Raw genomic sequence first — 22,739 nt, 5'->3', positions numbered from 1 at the left:
ACGCCGCACGGCCGTGGTTACTGTAAAGGAGAGGACAGACCGCCGGCGAAGGCCGCGGCTGCTAAATCCCGCCCTCGCCCACGGACTGTGCCGGAACTTCCCGGTCCGGACGGGTGCGAGCCGTCTATGGAAGGGGCACCATGCCTGTTGCAGTTGATACAAATGAGAAGTTCGCGTCCTATGCACACCCCGAGCGGCTGGTTTCGACCGAGTGGCTCGCGGCAGCCCTGGCCCGCGGCGCCACCAAGGATGGCAGCCTGGTGGTTGTCGAGTCCGACGAGGACGTGCTGCTGTACGAGACCGGCCACATCCCCGGCTCGGTCAAGGTTGACTGGCACACGGACCTGAACGACGACGTTGCCCGCGACTACATTGACGGCGCCGCTTTTGCCCGCCTCGCCGCCGCGAAGGGCATCTCCCGCGACACCACGGTGGTCGTCTACGGCGACAAGTCCAACTGGTGGGCCGCGTACGCGCTGTGGGTCTTTACCCTGTTCGGGCACCAGGATGTCCGCCTGCTCGACGGCGGCCGCGACAAGTGGATCGCCGAAGGCCGGGAACTGACCACCGATGCGACCGAAATCACCACGGCCGCGGACTACCCGGTGGTGGAGCGCAACGACGCCCCGATCCGTGCCTACAAGGAAGATGTGCTGGCACACCTGGGCAAGCCGCTGATCGATGTCCGCTCCCCCGAGGAGTACTCGGGCGAGCGCACCCACATGGCCGCCTATCCGCAGGAGGGCACGCTCCGCGGCGGCCACATCCCCACCGCCGCGTCGATCCCGTGGGGCCGCGCCGCGGACACGGACGGCACGTACCGCAGCCGCGAGGAGCTCGAGGCCCTGTACCTGGGCGAGGCCGGGCTGAACGCCGGCGACGACGTCGTGGCCTACTGCCGCATCGGCGAACGTTCCAGCCACACCTGGTTCGCGCTGAAGTACCTGCTGGGCTTCGAGACCGTCCGCAACTACGACGGGTCCTGGACCGAGTGGGGCAACAGCGTCCGGGTGCCGATCGCCAAGGGAACCGAGCGCGGCGAACTGCCGTCCTCAAACTAGTGCCCGCCGCAGTTGGTCCTTCCACCACAAAGAAACGTACCCTTTAGTTGATGACTACTTCACAGGCACTTCCGCAGGCGCTGGCCGAGATCGTGAACGATTTCCAGGAACTCGAGGAGCGTGACCGCCTCACGCTGCTGCTGGAATTTTCCCGGTCCCTGCCGGCCCTGCCGGAACGTCTAACAAACCACCCGGAGCTGCTCGAACAGGTCGTGGAATGCCAGTCGCCGCTGTTTCTGACGGTCGAGGCGGAACGGACGGACCACGGCGACGTGGTCCGGCTGTTCTTCCAGGCGCCGCCGGAAGCGCCCACCACGCGCGGCTTCGCCTCGGTCCTTTTCGAGGGGCTGGACGGGCTGACGGCGGAGGAAATCCTGGCGGTGCCGGACGACATGCCGGAGCAGCTGGGCCTGACCCGGGCCATTTCGCCGCTGCGCATGCGCGGCATGTCCGCCATGCTGGGCCGCGTCAAACGCAAGATTGCCGGCGGCCTCCGCCCCGCGCCCTGAGGCGGCGGATTACCCGAATCGAAACGGCAGCTGATGCCGTTTTCGGAGCGGGCCGGAATCGAAACGGCAGCTGATGCGGTTTTTTGCCCGTCCGGCGTGCATCAGCTGCCATTTCCATGGCGTTGCGTGAACGGCGCCTAGCCCGGCGCAGCTCAAGCCGCTGCCATAATGGGCCCATGGGAAAGCACAAGCCTGCGGCGGGTGCGCGTGCCAACGTGAACACCCCCGCCACCGCCGCCCTTACCGCCGCGGGCGTGCCCTTCACTGCCCACACATACGCGCACGATCCCGCCGCAGCCAGCTACGGCATGGAGGCCGCCGATGTCCTGGGCGTGGCGCCGGAACGCGTCTTCAAGACCCTGCTGGCCGACGTCGACGGCACCCTGACGGTGGCGCTGGTGCCCGTCAACGGCAGCCTGGACCTCAAGGCGCTCGCGCACGCGTCGGGCCACAAGAAGGCCACCATGGCCGATCCCGCCCTGGCCCGGCGCCGCACCGGCTACGTCCTGGGCGGGATCTCACCCCTGGGCCAGCGCCGGCACTCCCCGACCGTCGTGGACGAATCCGCGCTGCGCTTTGAAACCATTTACGTCTCCGGCGGCCGGCGCGGGTTCGACGTGCAGCTCTCCCCCGACGACCTCATCGCCCTGACCCGGGCAACAACGGCCCGCATCCGGCACGGGGCGTAACGCGCGGCGGCGCGTGCCGCGCTGTACGGCGTCCGGAGCGGGACGAGGGGCTGGCGGCGTGGTGGGCGCCGCGACGGCTCAGTCCCGCGGCAGGCCGTAGCGGCCCAGGCGGGGGCGCAGCCACGTCTCGACGGCGCCCTCCCAGCGCTCGGGGTCGATGTTCCATTCCTTGGTGTGCCGGGCCTTGCTGAACGGCTCGAACGTGACCATTTCGGGGTTGCGGCGGGCCAGTTCGGCGGTCGGCTCATAGGGCACGAAGTCGTCGTCGATGCTGTGGAGGACCAGCGTGGGGGTGCGCAGTTCGACGGCGCGGGAGACCCAGTCCATGCTCTTGAGGTCGACCGGGGCGGCGAGTCCGGTGATGCGCCGGCCCAGGGGATGGCTGAGCATGAGCTGGCCGTACCTGCCCACGTAGTCGGGGATCCGGTTCAGCTGCGCCTGGTGGGCCAGGACATTGACCCAGTCGATGACAGGACCGTCCAGCACCATGGCCAGGACGTGCCGGCGGTTGCGGGCCAGGTCCGCCGCCTGCAGGCTGATGGCCCCGCCCATGGAGTACCCAAAGAGCACCACGTCCTTGGCCCCGTGTGACACGGCATAGTCGATGGCAGCTTCCGCGTCCCGCCACTCGGTGATTCCCAGGCCGTACCGCCGGTCTGCAGCATAGGGGGCCTCGCCGTCGTTGCGGTAGGAGACCAGCAGTGCGTTCATGCCCAGCCGGTGGGCGGCTGGAACGGCCCGCAGCCCTTCGCTGCGGGTGGCGCCGCGTCCATGGACCATGATGGCCCAGGTGGACAGCGCGTTGGGTGCCCGGACCAGCCAGGCGGGCGCGGGCCCGTCCGGCAGCGCGATGGTGACGTCCTCACTGTCCAGGCCCAGCTCCCGGGGATGCGCATGGATGCTGCCGGACCACCAGCCCCGGGTGGCCGTCCGCAGGTCCCCGCCCACCACATCGAGCACCTCCCGTGTGACGCTGCCTTCGCGCGGCACGTAGCTGACAATCCGTCCCACGACGGCATGCGCCCGGCCCCCGTCAAAATAGATCGCATACGTGCCGTCCACCGTGGTGTCGGGCGTGGCGGCGAGGACCACCTGCAACTCGGGGCCATGGGGTATGACGGCGAGAATGGAGACGTCCTCGCGGGTCTTCTCCGGCGTGACGACCCTGCGGGCGAAATAGGCGGCCAGTGCCGAGGTGGCCGTCACGACGGAGACCGCGGCGGCCCCGGCCGCGCCGGCGCCCAGCATGCCCCACTTCATCCAATGCCCTGACTGCCGCACAGTAGTTGCCATGGTCCCATTCTGCCCACGGGCAGCCCGCCTGATCGAGCGGCGCACCGGCCGGGGCCCAACAAACCCGGCAACATTTCGGCCACGGACCCGTCATTGGCCCTGCGTCCGCCTATGCTGGAGCCATGAGCGACACGATCATTATCCTGACCGAAGAACCCCTCGGCCCCGGCGACGCCGACAACATCACGGACCTCTACAGCCCCGGGGACGACGTCGAGCTGCTGCTGCTGGTCCCGGCCGACACCAGGCGCCACCTGCTGGTGGACGTCATCGACCAGCTGACCATGCTGGACCTGCCCGCCGCGCTGCGGGAGTTCCGGGAAAAGCCGGACGCCGCCACCGTGCGCACCGCTGCCGAGGAGACGCTGCAAAGCTCGCTGGCCGTGCTGCTGGCCGCCGGGGCCAAGGCGACGGGCCGTGTTGCCGAGGGCGACGCCGTTGCCTCCCTGGTGGCCCAGGTCACCGATTCCGGGGCCCGCCAGGCCGTGGTGGTCACCCGCCCGCACGCGGTGGCCGACACCTTCCGGCAGGACTGGGCGCATCAGGCGCAGCGCAAGCTGGGCCTGCCCGTGCTGCACCTGTACGCGGGCTCGGGATTTATTGGCGACTCCTAAGCGTTAAGGACAACATGAGCGATTTTGTTGCACCATCCGTAGTGAAGACCGACGAACAATGGAAGCAGGAACTGACACCCGAGGAGTTTGCGGTGCTTCGCCAGGCCGGCACCGAGAGGCCGTTCACCGGCGAGTACTGGGATTCCACGCAGGAAGGGGTGTACGCGTGCCGGGCCTGCGGGGCCGAACTGTTCACGTCCCGCGAAAAGTTCTCCTCGCACTGCGGCTGGCCTTCCTTCTATGCGCCGCTGGCGGAGGGGACGGTGCGGTACCTGCACGATAATTCCCTGGGCATGAAGCGCGTTGAAGTCCGCTGCGCGGCGTGCGATTCCCACCTGGGCCACCTTTTCGAGGGCGAGGGCTATGACACCCCGACCGACCAGCGCTTTTGCATCAACTCGGTGTCGTTGACGTTGAAGACCCCCTGAGCAGGCGCACGCGGACCTGGCGTCCCCGGCGGCGCGCCCAGCATATCCAATGCTGGGGCAGCGCCGCTTTTTCCGGCCCTCGAGCACGATAATAACTGTTGCTCAGGAATATTGAACATAAGATTTCCTGTTCCATTGGTAGGCTCGAAAAAAATGCCGCCACACCTTGGAAAGGATGACTCCGACATGAGCATCACTGCGGAAGCACGGGGAACCGCCCCCGGAACCAGCCACCAGGCGCTCGCCACCGACCCGGCGTGGCTGGCCCTGAAGAAGGCGGCCACCAGCCTGCAGGACGTCCAGGCCAAGGACGGCTCCGTCCCGGATCCGGAAGACCACGCGCGCGCCAAGGAACTGATCGGCACCGTCACCGGTTCCATCCAGGAGCTGGCCCCGCACTTCCCGCACGACTCCGACTACCTGCGCCTGGCCGTGGCCGACTTCGAGAAGTGGGTGGCGGCCGGGCTGGGCGTCCCGGACTTCCTCGACTCCCTGCTGGCCTTCAACCAGCAGGAGCAACGGGTGGACGGGCTGGGCCACCTGGTGGTGTTCCCCATGTACACGCAGAACGGCTCCACCTCCCGCTTCGTGGAGGCCGTGCTGGTGGAGGTCATCTGGCCGGAGTTCATCGGCGAACTGGAAGCCGGCAACTACTCCAACAAGCTGTTTGTGCCGCTGCGCTTCATCGACTTCACCCGCGGCTACGACAGCAACTCCGCTGTGCTGTTCCCGGAAAGCGTCGCCGTCCGCGAGACGCCGACGTTCACCTGGGGCGCCATCTTCCAGGACCGCGAGGCCGCGCGCTTCCGCCGCGTGGTCCGGGAGGCCGCGGCGGTGACCCGGCTGGACCTGCCGGCGGACGCCGTCGAGCTTCTGGACAGCCAGTCGCTGACGCAGGAAACGTTCGTCATGTGGGACCTGATCCACGACCGCACGCACATGCGCGGGGACCTTCCCTTCGATCCGTTCATGATCAAGCAGCGCATGCCGTACTTCCTGTACTCGCTGGAGGAGCTGCGCTGCGACCTGACCGCGTACCGCGAATCCGTGGCGGTGGAGCACGACGAAACCGCCTCCCCCGAGGCGCGCCGCCACGCCAAGCTGGTCCAGTACGCCGTCATCTTTGACCGGATCTTCCGCTTCGCCATCACCGGAACGCGGGTGCGCAACTACGACGGCCTGGGCGGGCAGCTGCTGTTCGCCTGGCTCCACCAGCACCACGTGTTGCACTGGACCGACACCAAGCTGACCATCGACTGGGCGGAGGTGCCGGACATGGTCATCGCCCTGGGCCATGAGATCGAGGACCTGTACTGGCGCTCCATCGACCGGCCCAAGCTGGCGCATTGGTTGGCCGCCTACGCCCTCGTTTCCGGCACGCTGACGCCCAACCCGGCCTCGACCTGGGCCAAGGGCCCGGACGCGCTGCCGCTGACGGCCCCGCTGCGCGAGGTCACCGACCAGGTCATGGACGACGAATTCCCGCTTTCCATGTTCTACGAGGCCCTCTCAAAGAAGATGCGCGGCGTCATTGAGTCCACCTCCGGCATCACCGGCGCCAGCGAAGCGTAAGTGGGTACTGTTGGAGGCATGAAACCAACTCCCGCACCGCTCGTGCTCGTGGCCGGCGGCAGCAGCGCCGCCGGCATCGCCGTTGCCGCCGCGCTGGTGTCCGCCGGATTCCGCGTCCTCACCGCAGGGTCCGACGGCGGACGCATCGGGGCGGCGGCCGCCCTTGCCGGCGGTGCCGTCCCCCTCGTGTGCGACCTCTCGGACCCTGCGGCCGTCGCCGGCCTGGCGGACACCATCCACCGCGAGCATGGCCCGGTCGGAGGCCTGATCCACCTGGTGGGCGGCTGGCGCGGCGGCAAGGGACTGGCAGCGCAGTCGGACGCGGACTGGGACTTCCTGCACCGCTCCGTGCTGACCACCCTGCGCAACACCACGCGTGCGTTTTACGACGACATCGCGGCCTCCCCGACGGGCCGGATCGCCATCGTCTCCTCCACCTCCGTCACGGCCCCCACACCGGGCAACGCGAACTACGCCGCCATCAAGGCGGCGGCCGAGACCTGGATCCAGGCGCTGGCCGCCGGACTGGCCGCGGATGCCGTGATCGGCGCCGCCGCCGGGGAGCTGCTGGCCTCGGCCGGACCGGCCACGGCGGGCGCCGCCGGCGGCGCAACCACGGCGGAAGCGGTGCCGGCCGGCGACGGGCCGGCCGGCGTCGTGCTGGTGGTGAAGGCCCTCGTGGACGACGCCATGCGCGCCGCCTCCCCCGAACGAAAATTTCCCGGTTTCACCGACGTTGCCGTCCTGGGGCAGACTGTGGTGCGGCTCTTTTCCACTCCCGCGGTGCAGCTCAACGGCAACCGCATCGAACTCAACTAGAAGGCTTGCAGTGACCACTGACACCGTTTCCTCCCCCGCCCGCCTCCACGACCCCGCGGTCCGCAGCTTTGCCTCGGACAACTATTCCGGGGTCCATCCGGAGGTGCTGGCCGCTCTCGCCGCGGCAAACGAGGGCCACCAGGTTTCCTACGGTGAGGACGTATACACCGCACGGCTGCAGGACAAGCTGGTGGAACTGTTTGACCGGCCCGTTGAGGTGTTCCCGGTGTTCAACGGCACGGGCGCCAACGTCACGGCCCTGCAGTCGCTGCTGCCGCGCTGGGGAGCCGTGGTGTGCGCGCAGACCGCCCACATCAACCGCGACGAAAACGGCGCCCCGGAACGAGTGGGCGGGATGAAGCTGCTGGCCGTGCCCGCCCCCGACGGAAAGCTGACGCCGGAACTGATCGACAAGGAGGCCTGGGGCTTTGGCGACGAGCACCGCGCCCAGCCGCTGGCCGTCTCCATCACCCAGACCACGGAACTGGGCACCTGCTACACCCCCGCCGAGGTCAAGGCCATCTGCGACCACGCCCACTCGCTGGGCATGAAGGTCCACATGGACGGCGCGCGGCTGGCCAACGCGGCGGCCTTCCTCAACGTCCCGGTCCGCGAGTTCACCTCCGAGGCCGGCGTGGACATCCTCTCCTTTGGCGGCACCAAGAACGGCATCATGTTCGGCGAGGCCGTCGTGGCGCTCAACCCCGGGGCGGCGGACGGGCTGATCTACCTGCGCAAGATGAACATGCAGCTGGCCTCCAAGATGCGCTTCATCTCCGCGCAGCTGCTCGCCCTGCTGGAGGACGGCCTGTGGCTGAAATCGGCCGGCCACGCCAACGCGATGGCAGCCAGGCTGCGTGCCGCCGTCGACGCGATCCCCGGCGTCCAGCCCACGCAGGCCACCGAGTCCAACGGCATCTTCGCCGTCCTGCCCGAAGGCGTCGCGGACCGGCTGCGCACCAGGTTCCGCTTCTACGACTGGAACGAGGCCGCCCGCGAGGTGCGCTGGATGTGCTCCTTCGACACCACCGAGGACGACATCGACGCGTTTGTGGCGGCGATCCGCGGCGAGGTCGGCGCCTAGGGCAGGCGCCCGGCCGCGCACTGCTGCACGCCCGGCCGCGCACTGCTGCACGCCCGGGAGCGACGCGGCGGCGCGCCAGGGAGCGGCGCGGCGGCGCGCCGGGGAGCGACGCGGCGGCGCGCCTGCGTCAAATCGGCCCGGGGACGCCATAGCCTGCCTAGGTGAGCGCACAACCGCAGCTTCCGGCAGACTTCCAGACGGCCCTGGCGTCGCTGCGTACCGCCCGGAACCGCCCCGAGCTCAAGCTCGCGGAAATCCCGGCCCCGTCCCGGCTGGCCCCCTATGGCGTGGCCCTCGGCGCGGAAATCATGAGCGACGGCGAGGAGATCGCCACCGGGCGCTTCATCCTGCTGTACGACCCCAACGGATCGTCCCTGTGGGAAGGCACGTTCCGGATCATCACCTACATCCGCGCCGAGCTGGAGGCGGACATCGGCAACGACGCCTTGCTGGGCAACGTCGCCTGGGCCTGGCTGGTGGAGGCCCTGGACGACCACGGCGCCGACCACCGTGCCGCCGGCGGCACGGCCACGCGCATCCTCTCCGAAAGCTACGGCACGCTGGCCGAACGCCCGGACGCGATCGACATCGAACTGCGTGCCTCCTGGACCCCCACCAGCCCGGCCATGACGGCGCACCTGGAGGCCTGGTCCACCATGGTGTGCACCTTTGCCGGCCTGCCTCCCGTGCCCGACGGCGTAACCCTCCTGCCCCAGCGCCGCAAGCGCTGACGGCCCTCCCCTGCTGACGATCCTGCCGCCGATCGTGGGGCCTGAACGGCGTTCGCTAGACTGAAGGCATCATGAGTGAACCTGCCACCACAGCCCACCGTCGCGTCCGGAACAAAAAATCCACCGGGTTGGGCACTCCCCGGCACAACCAACCGGCTGCCGCATCCGCCACACAGGCTTCCTGCGGAGCCCCGCCCTCCACCGGAGTCGCGGAGCCGCCGTTGACCTCGGTGGTGATTGACGGCCTGCGGGTGGAGCTCGGCGACCTGCCGGAACTGGTGGAGCTGGACATGCCGCGCGACGGCGTTCCCGAAGTCATTTCCACGGTTCCCGCGCTCCAGCGCTGCGCCGCCGCCCTGGCCGCGGGCCAAGGGCCGGCGGCGGTGGACACCGAAAGGGCCTCCGGCTTCCGTTACGGACAGCGCGCCTTTCTGGTGCAGATCCGCCGGGAAGCCGCCGGCACCTGGCTCATCGACCCCGAAGCGTTCGGGGACCTGAAGATCATCGACGAGGCCCTGCGCGGCGTGGAGTGGATCCTCCACGCGGCCAGCCAGGACCTGCCGTGCCTGGCCGAAGTCGGCATGTGGCCGGACAAGCTCTTTGACACGGAACTGGCCGCCCGCATAGCCGGCCTGCCGCGCGTGGGCCTCGGGGCCGTCGTCGAATCCCTGTTGGGGTACCACCTGGCGAAGGAACATTCCGCCGCGGACTGGTCGCGCCGCCCCCTGCCCGAGCCGTGGCTGCGCTACGCGGCGCTCGACGTGGAAGTGCTGGCAGAGCTCGAGGAAGAACTCGTGGCCGTGCTGGCCAGCGACGGCAAGCTCGACTATGCAGCCCAGGAATTCCAGCACCTCATTGACGCCGGCGTTCCGGCACCGCGCGTCGACCCGTGGCGGCGCACCTCGGGCGCGCACTCCATCCGCAACCGCGTCCAGCTCGCCGCGGTCCGCGAGCTCTGGCAGACCCGGGACAAGCTGGCCGAACACCGCGACGTCGCCCCCAGCCGGCTGATCCCCGACTCCGCCATCATTGCCGCGGCCAAGGCCATGCCCTCCACCGTTCCGGCGTTGTTGAACCTGGCCGGGTTCCACGGCCGCGCCGCCAAGCGTGACGCCCCCAAGTGGCTCCATGCGCTGCAGACGGCCAAGGCAAGCACGGACCTGCCGCCGCTGCAGGTTTCCACCAACGCCCCGCCGCCCCCGCGGGTGTGGGCCGACCGCGACGCCGCAGCCGCCGCACGCCTCGCCACGGCCCGGACGCGGCTCAACGACCTCTCACAGCACCTAAACATTCCGGCCGAGAACATCCTCACCCCGGACCACCTGCGGCGCATCTGCTGGCGGCCGCCGTCGGCCATCACGGAGGCCTCCGTCGCGGCCGCCCTGGCCGAACTGGGCGCCCGCGCGTGGCAGGTCGAAATGACCGCGCCGCTGCTGGCGGAGGCCATGTCCGACCCGGCACCCCTGCCGCCCAAGGAGTCCAGGCACACCCAAAACGGCGACGACGCCTGACGCCCCCGGTCGCTCCCCGCGGCGTGCAGGCCCGCGCCAGCTCCTTGCACCCCTTCTGCGTGCCCGATCGCTTGAACCCTCGTGTTGAACTCTTTAGTTACTGACGAGTAACATGATGTGTGACACAACTGCGCGCCTCCCGTGAGGCGCGCGGCGCAGGCATGTCTTTCGCACTGAGGAGCCATACGTGAGCCAGAATCGGCAGATCAGGGACGTCGTCTTCGTTGACGGTGTCCGCACCCCCTTCGGACGGGCCTCGGACGTGGGCCTCTACGCCAACACCCGCGCCGACGACCTGGTGGTCAAGTGCATCCGCGAACTGATGCGCCGCAACCCCCAGCTGCCGGCGGAACGCATTGACGAGGTGGCCATCGCCGCGACCACGCAGACCGGCGACCAGGGCCTGACCATCGGCCGCACCGCCGCGCTGCTCGCGGGCCTGCCGAAGTCAGTCCCCGGCTTCGCCATCGACCGCATGTGCGCCGGCGCCATGACCGCCGTGACCACCACCGCCTCCGGCATCGGCGTCGGCTCGTACGACGTGGTCCTGGCAGGCGGCGTGGAGCACATGGGACACCATCCCATGGGCGCCGGCGCCGACCCCAACCCCCGCTTCATGAGCGAGCGGATCGTGGACCCCGCCGCCCTGACCATGGGCAACACCGCGGAGAACCTGCATGACCGCTTCCCCGCCATCACCAAGGACCGCACGGACGCGTATGCCGTGGCCAGCCAGGCCAAGTTCGCCGCGGCCAGCGCGAACGGCCGGATCCAGCCGGACCTGGTGCCCGTCGCCACGATGAAGCCCGGCCAGGGCTGGACCGTCAACACCGTGGACGAGCCTCCCCGGCCCGGCACCACCCTCGAGGACCTGGCCGCGCTGCGCACCCCGTTCCGCGCCCACGGGCGGGTCACGGCGGGCAACGCCGCCGGCCTCAACGACGGCGCCACCATGGCCCTTCTGGCCTCGTCCGACGCCGCCGCCGAGCTCGGCCTGCCGGTGAAAATGCGCCTGGTCCAGTTCGCCTTCGCCGGCGTCGAGCCCGAGGTCATGGGGATCGGGCCGGTCCCCGCCACCGAAAAGGCCCTCAAGCTGGCCGGACTCGGCATCGAGGACATCGGCCTGATTGAAATCAACGAGGCCTTCGCCGTCCAGGTGCTCAGCTTCCTGGACCACTTCGGCATCGCCGACGACGACCCGCGCGTCAACCGCTACGGCGGCGCCATCGCCGTCGGCCATCCCCTCGCGTCATCCGGCGTACGCCTCATGACCCAGCTGGCCCGGCAGTTCGAGGAAGACCCGTCGGTGCGCTTGGGGCTGACCACCATGTGCATCGGCCTGGGCATGGGCGCCACCGTCATCTGGGAAAACCCGCACTGGACCCCGACGGTTTCGCTCCCCGGCCGCCCCCTAACCTCGCAAGCTCGGCCAGGAAACCCTGCTGCCGTGGCCCCAGGCTCAACCACCGACGACGAAGGGAGCGCAGCATGAGCGCCCGGGATTTCCAGCAGCTCACGGACCTTGTCCCCGACGAGGTGGTGACACACTCCTACGTCCAGGACATCCCCCTGCCCGGCGTGGACGGCGCCCCGAGCGCCGGCACCCTTGCCCTGATCACCCTGGACAACAGCCTGGACCACCGCCGGCCCAGCACGCTCGGCCCCAACACGCTCGTGGAACTGGGCACCGTCCTGGAGGCGCAGCGGGACAGGGCGGCGCGCGGCGAGATTGCCGGCGTCGGCGTCACCGGCAAGCCGTACTTTCTGGCGGCCGGCGCCGACCTCTCCGCCGTGAAGAGCCTCAAGGACAAGGACGCAGGACGCCTGATGGCCCGCCTGGGGCACGACGTCTACTCCACGCTGAACGACCTGGGCGTGCCCAGCTTCGTGTTCATCAACGGCCTGGCCCTGGGCGGCGGCCTGGAAATTGCCCTCAACGCCACCTACCGCACGGTGTCCACCGGCGCCGGCGCGCTGGGCCTGCCCGAAGCCTTCCTGGGCCTGGTGCCCGGCTGGGGCGGCGTCTACCTGCTCCCCCGCCTCATCGGCCCGGCCAACGCCGTGACGGTCATGCTGGAAAACCCCCTCTCCAACAACCGCACCCTCAGCGGCGCGGCCGCCTTCAAGCTCGGCATTGCCGACGCGATCTTTGAACCGGCGGACTTCGTGGAGCAGTCGGTCAACTGGGCCGCCCGCGTCCTGGCAGGTGCCGAGACGCCCGCCCGCCCCCATGCTGTCTCCGAGCCGTTGAGCGAGGCGGACAGCGCGGCCTGGGATGCCGCCGTCGAACATGCCAAGGCCTTGGTGGAGGCCAAGACCTCCAACGCCGCCCCGGCACCGGCCCGCGTGATCGAACTGCTGGAGAAGGGCAGGAACTTCACCCGCGCGGAGTCCTTTGCGGCCGAGGAAGACGCGCTGGCGGACCTCATGCAGACGCCCCAGTTCCGCGACACCGTGTACGCGTTCCTGGACCTGGTGCAAAAGCGCGGCAAGCGCCCGGCCGGCGCGCCCGACGCCAAGCTGGCCCGTCCCGTCACCAAGGTCGGCGTGGTGGGCGCCGGCCTCATGGCCGGGCAGTTCGCGCTGCTCTTCGCGCGGCTGCTCAAGGTGCCCGTCGTCATGACAGACATTGACCAGGAACGCGTGGACAAGGGTGTGGGCTACGTGCACGGCGAAGTGGACAAGCTGCTGGCCAAGGGCCGCATCAGCCCGGACGCCGCGAACCGCACGAAGGCGCTGGTCACCGGATCCGTGTCCAAGGAGGCGTTCTCCGACGCCGACTTCGTGATCGAGGCCGTGTTTGAAGAGCTCGAGGTCAAGAAGCAGGTGTTTGCCGAGGTGGAGGCCATCGTCTCCCCGGAGTGCATCCTGGCCACGAACACCTCCTCACTGTCCGTGACGGCCATGGCGGAGGGCCTGGAACACCCCGAACGGCTGGTGGGGTTCCACTTCTTCAACCCCGTGGCGCTCATGCCGCTGCTGGAGATCGTCCGGGCACCCAAGACCGACGACGCCGCCCTCGCCACCGCCTTTGCCACCGCCAAGGCGCTGCGCAAGACTGCCGTGCTGGTCAAGGACGCGGCCGCATTTGTGGTGAACCGCGTGCTGCTGCGCCTCATGAGCGAGGTCTTTCAGGCCTTCGACGAGGGCACCGACGCCCACACGGCCGACACCGCGCTGCGCCCCCTGGGCCTGCCGATGACCCCTTTCACGCTGCTCGCCATGGTCGGCCTGCCCGTGGCACAGCACGTCACGGAGTCCATGCACGCCGCGTTCGGCGACCGGATCGCCGTCTCTGCCAACCTGCAGGCGCTCGTCGACGCCGGCAAAAAGGGGCTGTGGGAGAAGACGGAGGACGGCTCGCACCATATTCCGGCCGACACCCTGGCCCTGCTGTCCTTCGGCACCACGCCCTCCACCGCCGAGGAACTGCTGGGCAGGACCCGGGACGCCCTCGCCGAGGAGATCGGCCTCATGCTGGCCGAGGGCGTGGTCGCAGGGCCGGAGGACATCGACCTGTGCATGATCCTCGGCGCCGGCTGGCCCATGCACCTGGGCGGCATCACCCCGTACCTGGACCGCACGGGCGCCTCGGAGCGTGTCAACGGCAGGCGCTTCCACACCGCCTAACACCCCGTTGCCCACGCACGACGCCGGCCGCTCACCTTGGGTGAGCGGCCGGCGTCGTGCCACTTGGCCAACGCCCAGACTTCGCTGGTAGGAATAATCCCATGACTCTTGAGCCTTCCCCCGTGTCGTCCGCTGCGTCGTCCCCTGTGTCCTCCCCCAGCCGCCGCAACGTCCTCCGGGCCACCACCGCCGTCTCCGGCGGCGCCTGTGCCCTGGCGCTGGCCGGGTGCGTGCCGGCAGCGTCACCGGCCTCCAAAAGGGTGTCCGCGCCGCAACCCATCCCCACCACGGGGACGCCGGTGCGGGTGGGAAAGGTCTCCGAGCTGGCCGTCGGCGCCACCGCCGCGGGCACGGCCAACGGGGTCAACGTGGTGATCTACCGTCCGGACGCGGCCACGGTGCTGGCCTACAGCGACGTGTGCACGCATGCCGGCTGCGCGGTGGCGCCTGACGGCGCCGACTTCAAGTGCCCGTGCCACAGCTCGGTGTTCAAGGGGACCGACGGCACGGTGGTGTCCGGGCCCGCCAGGGAGGCGCTGCCCCGTTTCGCGGCGGCCATCGACGGCGACTGGATCACCGTGAGGGTCTGACCGGCCGCCACGGGCATCCTGACGCGCCCGCCGCGATCGGGGTAGCCTAAGGGATGCCTCATGACGAGCTGTTCCGGGAGTTATTGGCCGCGCGCGTGGAACATGCGCGGGGACAGGTCACCAGGCTGCGCGGTGAAATCCGTGAAGTGACGCTCGCCCACCGCGATACGCCGGCGGATGATGAACACGACCCCGAAGGGTCCACCGTGACGTTGGAGCGGGAGCGGGCCGTTGCCCTGTTGGCGTTCCTTGACGCCCAAGTGGCTGAGTTGCGGGAAGCGCAGGAGCGACTGGCGCACGGAACCTTCGGCATTTGTGAACGTTGCGGGCAACCGGTTCCGGCCGAACGGCTCGAGATCCGGCCGGAGGCGAGGCACTGCGTGACCTGTGCCGGGATTCGGGCGCGCGAGCATTGATGCCGGCCCCCGCCATGCACCGCGGAGGGCGCCAACACCATCACTGCCCCGGATGCCGCCGACGCGTCGGGGATTGACGACTACGCTGTTTTTAGTCCCTGATGAACGAAAAAGCGGTGGTGGTGGCGTTGGGAACCTTGGCAGTGATTGTTGGATTGATGCTGGCTACGGTCCTCATGGTTGGGCTCGGGGACCGCATCCGTCTGCCGTATCCGGTGCTGATGATTATTCTTTCTGCCGGTGCGGCATTCATCCCCGGGTTCCCGCAGGTCAAAATCGAGCCCGAACTGATTCTGCCGCTCTTTTTGCCGCCGCTGCTGTTCGCCACCGCGTTGAAGTCATCATGGTCCGTGTTCCGGGTTCGCTGGCGCAGCATCGTGTTGTTGGCGGTTGCGCTGGTCGTGGTGACGACGGCAACGGTGGCGGGGGCCGCCTGGTTGCTGGTGCCCGGAATAGGCATACCGGCGGCCATCGCCCTCGGCGCCATGGTGGCCCCGCCTGATCCGGTCGCCGTGGAGTCCATTGCCGGGAAGGTCCGGATGCCCCGCCGGCTGAGCGGTGTGCTGCAGAGCGAGGGGTTGTTCAACGACGCCACCGCCATCGTCATTTTTCAGACGGCCGTCGCGGCTGCCGTGGCCGGCCAGGACGTAGGGCCCGGCATCATCGTTTCATTTCTGCTCGGGGCCGTCGGCGCGGCCGCCATCGGCCTGGCCGCCGGCTGGGTCACCAAGAAGCTGATGGACTATGTCACCAATCCCGTGGGGCACAGCGCGGTCACCCTGGTGGTCCCGTTCGCGGTGTACATAGCGGCGGATTCGGTCCACGCCTCGGGCGTCGTTGCCGTCGTCGTCACGGCCTTGGAGATCAGGCGCGGCAGCCGCGCCGGTGCTGCGCAGGAGCGGGTCACCGTTACCGCCTTCTGGGACGTGGTGGAGCTGATGGTGACGGGCGTCGCCTTTGGCCTGGTGGGCTTGGAAGTCCGCCAGGCCGCCGAAGGCCAGGAGACGAACATTGGCGCGCTGACCTGGCCGGCGGCACTGATCTGCGTCCTCTGCTTTGCCGTCCGCGCCGCGTGGCTGGCACTGCTGGTGCTGCCGAGCCGGCGTCGCGGAGCCGGCGCACCGCCGTCGAACGCGAAGGACGTCGCGGCGCTCACCTGGTGCGGCATGCGCGGACTGGCAACGTTGGCGCTTGCACTGGCCCTGCCGTCCACGCTGGCTGACGGCTCGCCGTTCCCAGGCCGCGCGCAGATAGTCCTGTTGGCCGTGGCCGTACTGTTGAGCACGCTGGTCTTGCCGGGATTGACCTTGCCGTGGCTGATGAAACGGCTTCGCCTGTCGGAATCGCCGGAAACGCAAAAGGAGATCGAGCAGGATCTCGCTTCCCGGGCCGAGGGCGCGGCCATGGCTGCCGTGCAGGCTTCCGATCTCCTCGACGGCGTGGATGAGAAGAGGATCGAATGGGTCAAAAGGCAGCTGCTGCAGCTCCACACTGAGCTGGCGGGCACGCCCACCGACGCGGCCAAGGAGGAACGCTCCGAGTTCCGGGGCTGGGCCATCGCCGTCCAGTCCCTTGCCCTCGACGCAGCCCGGCAGGAAATGGTGACCGCGCGCGGCGAAACGGGCTCGGACACGGTCGCTGCCGACCAGGTGCTGCGCCGCCTGGATTTACGCACCATGTTGGTGCCGGACTGATAAAAACGCCCCTGCCCATTCCCGCCGTCAACGCGTAGGCTGGCAGCAAAGCCCCCGTACGGGCGGACGCAGAGACCTTGTCAATGGGAATCGGGTGCGAATTGTGCATTTGTCAGTCGTGGGAACCACCGACCTTGTCCGCGGGACCGTTCTGGTCCCCAACTCCAAATACCACGCCCACCGCGCGCTGATCCTGGCCTCCCTGGCCCCCGGCACCAGCCGGATCCGCGGCCTCAGCGACGCCCGGCACGTGCAGTACACCGTCTCCGCCCTGCGCTCGCTCGGCACGCGGATTGAGGTGGAGGGGGATACGTTCATTGTCCACGGCGGGCCGTATCGCGCGCGCAACGGGACGGTGTCCGCGGGCAGCTCCGGCAGCACCCTGTACTTTCTGGCCGGACTGGCCGCCCTGGCGGACCGCGATGTGACGGTCACGGGCCAAAAATACTTCGCCCATCGGCCCATCGGCCCGCTCCTGGCAGGACTGGGCCAAATGGGCATCGAGGCCCATTCGCCCAACGACTGCCCGCCCCTGCACGTCAAGGCGCGCCGCCCCACCGGAGGCGTCGTGCACATTGCCGGCACCCTCTCCCAATGGGTGTCGGGGCTGCTCATGGCCGCCCCGTTCGCGCTCGATGCGACAACGGTGGTGGTGGACGGGCCGTTGAACGAGCGCACCTACGTGGAGCTGACCGTGCGCATGATGCGCCAGTTCGGCCTGCAGGTGGACGTTGCCGGCGACTGGCAGCGCTTCCACATCCCGGCCAACCAGCAGGCCCGCCCGGTGGACCTGGTGCTGCCGCCGGACATCGGCTCGGCCGCGTTCGGCCTTGCCGTGGCCGGGATGCACCCCGCCGACATCCTGCTCAAGGGCCTGCGCCAGACCAGTTCCGACGGCACCGACCACCCCGAGTCCGAGCTCCTGGACATCGTCTCCGCCATGGGCCTTCCCATGAAATACGACGCCGGGGCGGACTGCGTGCGCGTGCGCCACAACGGCATGCGGCTGGCCCCCGTGGAGGTGGACTGCCGCACCGTGCCGGACATGCTGCCGGTGCTGTCCGTGATGGCGGCCCTTGCCGACGGCGAAAGCGTGTTCCGCCATGTGGAGCATGTGCGCCTGAAGGAGTCCGACCGTGTGGTGGCCATGCTGCAGTTGAACTCCATGGGCGCGGACCTGGACTTTGACGGCACCGACCTGCGGGTCCGCGGCGTGCCGCGCCTGGCCAGCGCGCACCTCTCGTCCTTCAACGACCACCGGGTCCTGATGTCGCTGGCCGTTGCCGCCTCCGCCGCGGAGGGCCGTTCCCTGCTCACCTACCCCAACGCCTACCGCATCTCCTACCCCATGTTCCTGGACGCCATGCAGACGCTGGGGCTGGACATGGAGGTGGAGGCCGGTCCGGCGCGCGAGGGCGCCACGACGGCACTGGCCGAGCAGGCCGCCGTCAGCGACTCCCTGGCCCGCGCGGAGTCCGCCGGGGAGCTCACCGCCTCCGACTGGATCCGCAAGTGGGCGGCGGAAAAGCCGCACGCCCTGGCCGTGGTCGACGCCCGCTGGGACACGGCCCCGCACTTGAGCTGGCAGGCGCTGGACGACGACGTGGACCGCGCCGCGGCGGTGTTCCTCTCCCTCGGCGTGGAGCACGGGGAGCGGATCGCCGTGCAGCTGCCCAACTGGCGCCAGTTCGTGGTGATCGCCGCCGCGGCCATGCGGATCGGGGCCGTCATCTGCCCCATCATGCCCATCTTCCGCCAGCGCGAAATGGCGTACGCGCTGCAGCAGTCCCGGGCCAGGATCCTGATCGTCGCCGACAACTTTCGCGGCCGCCAGCACTCCGACGAAACGGCCGCCCTCCTGGACGCGGCAGCGGCCGGGCGCGATCCGTTGCTGGATGGCATCATGGTGGAACACGTGTTTGTGGTCCACGGCACACCCGGCACGGCCCGGCTGATGCCGCCCGGCACCGGCTCGCCGGGCCCGGTGCGGTGGCAGGTCTGGCACCAGGCCAGGGCAGCAGCGCACGTGGACCGCGCCGCCATCGACGCCCGCGCGCCCCGCCCCGACGACGACGCCCAGCTTCTGTTGACCTCCGGCACCTCCGGCCCGCCCAAGGGCGTGGTCCACACCCACCGCAGGCTCTCCCGCGCCGCCGCGCTGCAGGCCGCCCAGCTCGGCCTGAGCGGATCCGACACCGTCTTCATCCCCTCCCCGCTGGCGCACCAGACCGGCTTCCTCTACGGCATGTGGCTGGCCTTTGTGCTGGGTGCCCCGCAGATCGTGCAAAGCGTGTGGGACGCCGACCGTGCCCTCGCCGTCCTCCACAACTGGGAGGGCAGCTTTGTCCAGGCCGCCACGCCGTTTCTGACCGACCTGGTGCACGCGGTTGAGGGCGGGGCGCGCGCCCCGGCGCGGCTGCACACCTTTGTGGTGACCGGCGCCGCCGTCCCCCGGGCCCTGGCCGAACGCGCCACCCGCGTGCTCGGCGCCGCCGTCTGCGGCGCCTTCGGCACCACGGAAACCGGGCTTGCCACCCTTTCCGCCCCCTACGACCCGCCGGCGAAGGCCTGGGGCACCGACGGCCGGGCGCTGCCGGGCGTCCGGCTGCGCATCATCGACGACGACGGCCGGCCGCTTCCCCCCGGCGCGGACGGCAACCTCGAGATCTCCAGCAACACCGTCTTCGACGGCTACCTCGACCGGCCCGAACTGGCCGCGGAGACCTTTACGACCGACCACTGGTACCGCACAGGCGACGTGGCCACCCTGGACGACGACGGCTACCTGCGCATCACCGGGCGCGTCAAGGACGTCATCAACCGGGGCGGGGAGAAGCTGCCGGTCTACGAGATCGAACAGCTGCTGCACACGCACCCGGCCGTCGGCGAGGCCGCCATCGTGGCCATGCCCGACGCCCGGCTGGGCGAACGTGCCTGCCTCTTTGTCGCGCTGGCCCCCGGCGCCAGCCTGACGTTCGCCGGGATGCAGGAGTTCCTGGACGGCCACGGCGTCAGCAAGCACTACTGGCCCGAGCGGCTGGAGATCGTGGACGCGGTCCCCCGCAACATTGTGGGCAAGGTGCAGAAGTTTGTGCTCCGCGAACGCGCCGCCCGGCTCGCGCCCCTCACGGGGCACGGGACGTCACCGGCGCAAGGTACGGCGTCGTCCGCGGACGGACAGGCGCCCGGCGGGCAGGGAGCGGACGACGGACGGGAGGGACGGCCATGACGGTTGGCCAGCTGGCGGGCCTGGACGGGCGCGGCACCGCCGTCGACCCCGGAAGCTACGAGCGGCTTCTCGCCGGGGTGACGGAGTGGGTGGAGGGGCCCGGCGAAAAGTGGGCGGGCGTGATCGAGGCCACCGGCGCCGTCCCGGCGACTCTGCGGACGGAGCTGAGGGAACGCGGCTTTCTGGGGCTGGCCGCGCCGCGCGAACTTGGCGGTGCGGGGCTTTCCTTCACGCAGTGGATGGGCCTGATGGAGGTGTTCTCGCGGTCGCACGCGTCGATCCGGATGATTGTCCACGTGGTCAACGGCACGTGGCGCTCCATGAACCCGCACGCCACCGAGGAACAGCGCCAACGATTCGTGGTGCCGTCGGTGGCCGGGGACATCACCGTGGCCTTCACGCTCACCGAACCCGACAACGGGACCGGTGCGGACATCACCTCCACTGTGCGCCGCGACGGGGACGTGTACCTGCTCAACGGCCACAAGCACCTGATCACCTTCGGCGTGGACTGCGACTACTGGCTGCTGTTCGCCCGGCTGGAAGGCAGCCTCGGCAAGGACGGGACGGTGGCCCTGCTGGTGGGGCGCGAATCCCCCGGCGCCACCGTGGAGGACACCTCGAACACCATGGGCGTGCGCGGCACCGACCACGCCCGGCTGACGTTCCGCGACACGCCCGTGCCCGTGGCCAACCGGCTGGGGCGGGAGGGCGACGGGCTGGCCATTGCGCTGGGCGGCTTCCTGACGCCGAGCCGGATCTCGGTGGCCATGAGCTGCGTGGGCCTGGCCGAACGGGCGCAGGAACTGGCCGTGGCCTACGCCAGGCGGCGCGTCACCTTTGGCAAGCCCATCGCCTCCCGGCAGGCGATCGCCTTCATGCTGGCCGAAAACGCCGCCGACATCCAGGCCGCCCGGGCCCTGGTCATGCACGCCGCCGCGCAGTGGGAGGACGTCGCGGGCGACGCCGCGGCGCTGTCCTCGATGGCGAAGCTGACGGCGGTGGACATGCTCACCCGCGTCACCGACAAGGCCCTGCAGGTCCACGGCGGGCTGGGCTACTGGAAGTCCGAACCCATCGAAAGGGTTTACCGGGACGCCCGCGCCCAGCGCTTTGAGGAAGGCACCAACGAAATCCAGAAGACGGTCATTGCCAAGGACCTCCTTGACCGGGCGGCAGCACAGGAAGAGGCAGGCGCGTGAGCGGAAAGTACGACGGAAAAATTGCCCTGATCACCGGCTCGTCGCGCGGGATCGGCAGGCACCTGGCCCTGGCGCTCGCCGCGGAGGGGGCCGCCGTCGTCGTCAACTACCGGCGGAACGCGGACCTGGCGGACGACGTCGCCGCCGAGGCCCGGCGGTTAGGTGGGCGGGCCATCTCGGTCAAGGCCGATGTGGAGGACCCTGCCGGCATTGTTGAACTGTTCGACGCCGCGGCCGCCGAGTACGGCCGCCTGGACTACTTCGTCAACAATGCCGCCGCCGCGGCGTTCAAGAAGATCGTGGACCTGAAGGTCCATCACCTTGACCGCTCCTACGCCATGAACCTGCGCCCTTTTGTCCTGGGCGCGCAGGAGGCCGTGAAGCTGATGGACAACGGCGGGCGGATCGTGGCCGTGACCAGCTACGGCAGCACGCGCGGCTTCGCCAGCTACGCCGCGCTGGGCCCGTACAAGGCGGCGGTGGAGTCGTTCATCCGCTACATGGCTGTGGAATTTGCCGGCTACGGCATCAACGTCAACGGGGTCAACGGCGGACTCATCCAATCCGACTCGCTCGACTATTTCTACGGGATGCCTGGGATGGCGCCCATGGAGCGGGTGCTGGAAACCATCCCGTTGGGACGCCCCGGGACTGTCGCGGACATGGCCAACGCCGTGGAATTCCTGCTCTCCGACAAGTCCGCGTACATGACCGGGCAGACCCTGGTGGTGGATGGCGGAATGACGGTGGCCGCGGCCCCCTACTACCACCAGGTCACGGAGCCGTTGACGCTCCCGGACCGGCCGACGCGCGAGTAGACCCGGGGCGCCGCCGGGTGCGGGGACGGGGTGCGGCGCCGGGTGCGCCGGGTGCGGGGACGGGGTGCGGTCCCGGGTGCGCGGGCGGAGTGCGGCGCCGGGTGCGCGGGCGGAGTGCGGCGCCGGCCTCCCGTACGCTGGGACGCATGACTGTTGCGCTCCACGACTCCGTCTCCATCCGTCCCCTTGAACCGTCCGACGCCGACGCCCTGGCGGTTGCCTATGCACGGAACCGGACCTACCTGCAGCCGTGGGAACCGATCCGTCCGGACAGCTTCTACACCTCCGCCGGCCAGCACGAGCGGCTGTCCGCCTCACTGGCCGAGCGGACTGCCGGCCGCAGCTTCTTCTGGGCCATGTTCGACGGCTCCGAACTGTTGGGGTGCATTTCCCTCACCGACGTGGTCCGCGGCGCATTCCAGAACGGGCACGTCGGCTACTGGATTGCCAGCGACTTTCAGGGGCGCGGCCTTGCGACGGCGGCCGTGGCCTTCGTCGCCTCCTTCGCCACCGAAATGGGCCTTCACCGGCTGCAGGCCGCGACGCTGGGGCACAACACGGGCTCCCGGAAGGTGCTGGGACGCAACGGGTTTGTGGAGATCGGACTGGCGCCGGAGTACATCAAGATCAACGGCGCCTGGCAGGACCACGTGCTGTTCCAGAAGGTCCTGCACGGCTGACGCCTGGTCCCGGCCGGGCCGCTGAAGGCGCTACGGGCGGCGAGGGCACGGATACGGCGGGGTGACCGGCGTCGTACGTCGCCAAAACTGCACAATCGGCGCACGCCGGAGTCTCAACAAGCGCAACCAGCGGCGGGCCAGGTCTCGACAAGCCTCACCGCCGCGCCAT

Annotated in this window: 20 protein-coding genes; 19 read left to right on the top strand and 1 reads right to left on the bottom strand. The window is 69.6% G+C overall.

The window, feature by feature from the left end; all coding sequences use genetic code 11:
- The first annotated feature begins 140 nt into the window (after positions 1 to 140).
- The 3 genes from DMB86_RS09680 to ybaK all read left to right on the top strand — a co-directional run bounded on the left by DMB86_RS09680 (position 141) and on the right by ybaK (position 2,259).
- On the top strand, positions 141 to 1,061 hold the full coding sequence (locus tag DMB86_RS09680) for a sulfurtransferase (protein ID WP_113717581.1): 921 nt from the start codon (positions 141 to 143) through the stop codon (positions 1,059 to 1,061).
- A 50-nt stretch (positions 1,062 to 1,111) separates the two neighbouring features.
- Positions 1,112 to 1,570, top strand: a complete 459-nt coding sequence (locus DMB86_RS09675) for a SufE family protein (protein WP_113717580.1) — start codon at positions 1,112 to 1,114, stop codon at positions 1,568 to 1,570.
- A gap of 176 nt (positions 1,571 to 1,746) precedes the next feature.
- Positions 1,747 to 2,259, top strand: coding sequence for a Cys-tRNA(Pro) deacylase (ybaK, locus tag DMB86_RS09670; protein WP_113717579.1), 513 nt, complete (start codon positions 1,747 to 1,749; stop codon positions 2,257 to 2,259).
- A gap of 78 nt (positions 2,260 to 2,337) precedes the next feature.
- On the opposite strand, the gene DMB86_RS09665 is transcribed toward ybaK, so the two are convergent.
- Positions 2,338 to 3,552, bottom strand: a complete 1,215-nt coding sequence (locus DMB86_RS09665; protein ID WP_113717578.1) for an alpha/beta hydrolase family protein — start codon at positions 3,550 to 3,552, stop codon at positions 2,338 to 2,340.
- A gap of 122 nt (positions 3,553 to 3,674) precedes the next feature.
- On the opposite strand from DMB86_RS09665, the gene DMB86_RS09660 reads away from it, so the two are divergent.
- From DMB86_RS09660 to DMB86_RS09585, 16 genes are all read left to right on the top strand, one after another.
- Positions 3,675 to 4,166 (top strand): hypothetical protein, encoded by a 492-nt coding sequence (locus DMB86_RS09660; RefSeq protein WP_113717577.1) that lies wholly within the window; start codon positions 3,675 to 3,677, stop codon positions 4,164 to 4,166.
- A gap of 14 nt (positions 4,167 to 4,180) precedes the next feature.
- On the top strand, positions 4,181 to 4,594 hold the full coding sequence (msrB, locus tag DMB86_RS09655; protein ID WP_113717576.1) for a peptide-methionine (R)-S-oxide reductase MsrB: 414 nt from the start codon (positions 4,181 to 4,183) through the stop codon (positions 4,592 to 4,594).
- 186 nt (positions 4,595 to 4,780) lie between these two features.
- Complete coding sequence (locus DMB86_RS09650) at positions 4,781 to 6,166, top strand: DUF6421 family protein (protein WP_227878286.1); 1,386 nt, start codon at positions 4,781 to 4,783, stop codon at positions 6,164 to 6,166.
- 18 nt (positions 6,167 to 6,184) lie between these two features.
- A complete protein-coding gene (locus DMB86_RS09645; protein ID WP_113717575.1) occupies positions 6,185 to 6,985 on the top strand; it encodes an SDR family NAD(P)-dependent oxidoreductase in 801 nt (266 codons plus the stop codon).
- A 10-nt stretch (positions 6,986 to 6,995) separates the two neighbouring features.
- Positions 6,996 to 8,069: a threonine aldolase family protein gene (locus tag DMB86_RS09640; protein WP_113717574.1), complete on the top strand. Its 1,074-nt coding sequence runs from the start codon at positions 6,996 to 6,998 to the stop codon at positions 8,067 to 8,069.
- A 161-nt stretch (positions 8,070 to 8,230) separates the two neighbouring features.
- Positions 8,231 to 8,800 (top strand): DUF3000 domain-containing protein, encoded by a 570-nt coding sequence (locus DMB86_RS09635; protein WP_113717573.1) that lies wholly within the window; start codon positions 8,231 to 8,233, stop codon positions 8,798 to 8,800.
- A 71-nt stretch (positions 8,801 to 8,871) separates the two neighbouring features.
- Complete coding sequence (locus DMB86_RS09630; RefSeq protein ID WP_113717572.1) at positions 8,872 to 10,311, top strand: HRDC domain-containing protein; 1,440 nt, start codon at positions 8,872 to 8,874, stop codon at positions 10,309 to 10,311.
- A gap of 187 nt (positions 10,312 to 10,498) precedes the next feature.
- Positions 10,499 to 11,803: a thiolase family protein gene (locus tag DMB86_RS09625; protein WP_113717571.1), complete on the top strand. Its 1,305-nt coding sequence runs from the start codon at positions 10,499 to 10,501 to the stop codon at positions 11,801 to 11,803.
- Positions 11,800 to 13,941: a 3-hydroxyacyl-CoA dehydrogenase NAD-binding domain-containing protein gene (locus tag DMB86_RS09620; RefSeq protein WP_113717570.1), complete on the top strand. Its 2,142-nt coding sequence runs from the start codon at positions 11,800 to 11,802 to the stop codon at positions 13,939 to 13,941. Before DMB86_RS09625 ends, DMB86_RS09620 begins: the two co-directional genes overlap by 4 nt.
- 101 nt (positions 13,942 to 14,042) lie before the next feature.
- The gene (locus DMB86_RS09615; protein WP_113717569.1) at positions 14,043 to 14,531 is read left to right on the top strand and encodes a Rieske (2Fe-2S) protein; all 489 of its coding nucleotides are present in this window, start codon (positions 14,043 to 14,045) and stop codon (positions 14,529 to 14,531) included.
- A 53-nt stretch (positions 14,532 to 14,584) separates the two neighbouring features.
- Positions 14,585 to 14,947: a TraR/DksA family transcriptional regulator gene (locus DMB86_RS09610; RefSeq protein ID WP_113717568.1), complete on the top strand. Its 363-nt coding sequence runs from the start codon at positions 14,585 to 14,587 to the stop codon at positions 14,945 to 14,947.
- A 101-nt stretch (positions 14,948 to 15,048) separates the two neighbouring features.
- Positions 15,049 to 16,641, top strand: a complete 1,593-nt coding sequence (locus DMB86_RS09605; protein WP_227878689.1) for a Na+/H+ antiporter — start codon at positions 15,049 to 15,051, stop codon at positions 16,639 to 16,641.
- Positions 16,642 to 16,744: 103 nt separating this feature from the next.
- Positions 16,745 to 19,870 carry a 3-phosphoshikimate 1-carboxyvinyltransferase gene (aroA, locus tag DMB86_RS09600; RefSeq protein ID WP_113719456.1) on the top strand — a complete coding sequence of 1,042 codons (3,126 nt, stop codon included), beginning with the start codon at positions 16,745 to 16,747 and terminating at the stop codon, positions 19,868 to 19,870.
- Positions 19,867 to 21,072, top strand: a complete 1,206-nt coding sequence (locus DMB86_RS09595) for an acyl-CoA dehydrogenase family protein (RefSeq protein WP_113717567.1) — start codon at positions 19,867 to 19,869, stop codon at positions 21,070 to 21,072. The genes aroA and DMB86_RS09595 overlap by 4 nt, the downstream gene beginning before the upstream one ends.
- Entirely contained in the window at positions 21,069 to 21,890 is an 822-nt protein-coding gene (locus DMB86_RS09590; RefSeq protein WP_113717566.1) for an SDR family oxidoreductase, read from the top strand. The genes DMB86_RS09595 and DMB86_RS09590 overlap by 4 nt, the downstream gene beginning before the upstream one ends.
- A 146-nt stretch (positions 21,891 to 22,036) precedes the next feature.
- Positions 22,037 to 22,570 (top strand): GNAT family N-acetyltransferase, encoded by a 534-nt coding sequence (locus DMB86_RS09585; RefSeq protein WP_113717565.1) that lies wholly within the window; start codon positions 22,037 to 22,039, stop codon positions 22,568 to 22,570.
- Positions 22,571 to 22,739 lie beyond the last annotated feature (169 nt).

Origin of the sequence: Arthrobacter dokdonellae (assembly GCF_003268655.1) — a bacterium.
GTDB classification, from domain to species: Bacteria; Actinomycetota; Actinomycetes; order Actinomycetales; family Micrococcaceae; genus Specibacter; species Specibacter dokdonellae.
Note: the sequence above shows the minus strand (reverse complement) of the source record. Positions and strands in the feature narration are given on the sequence as shown.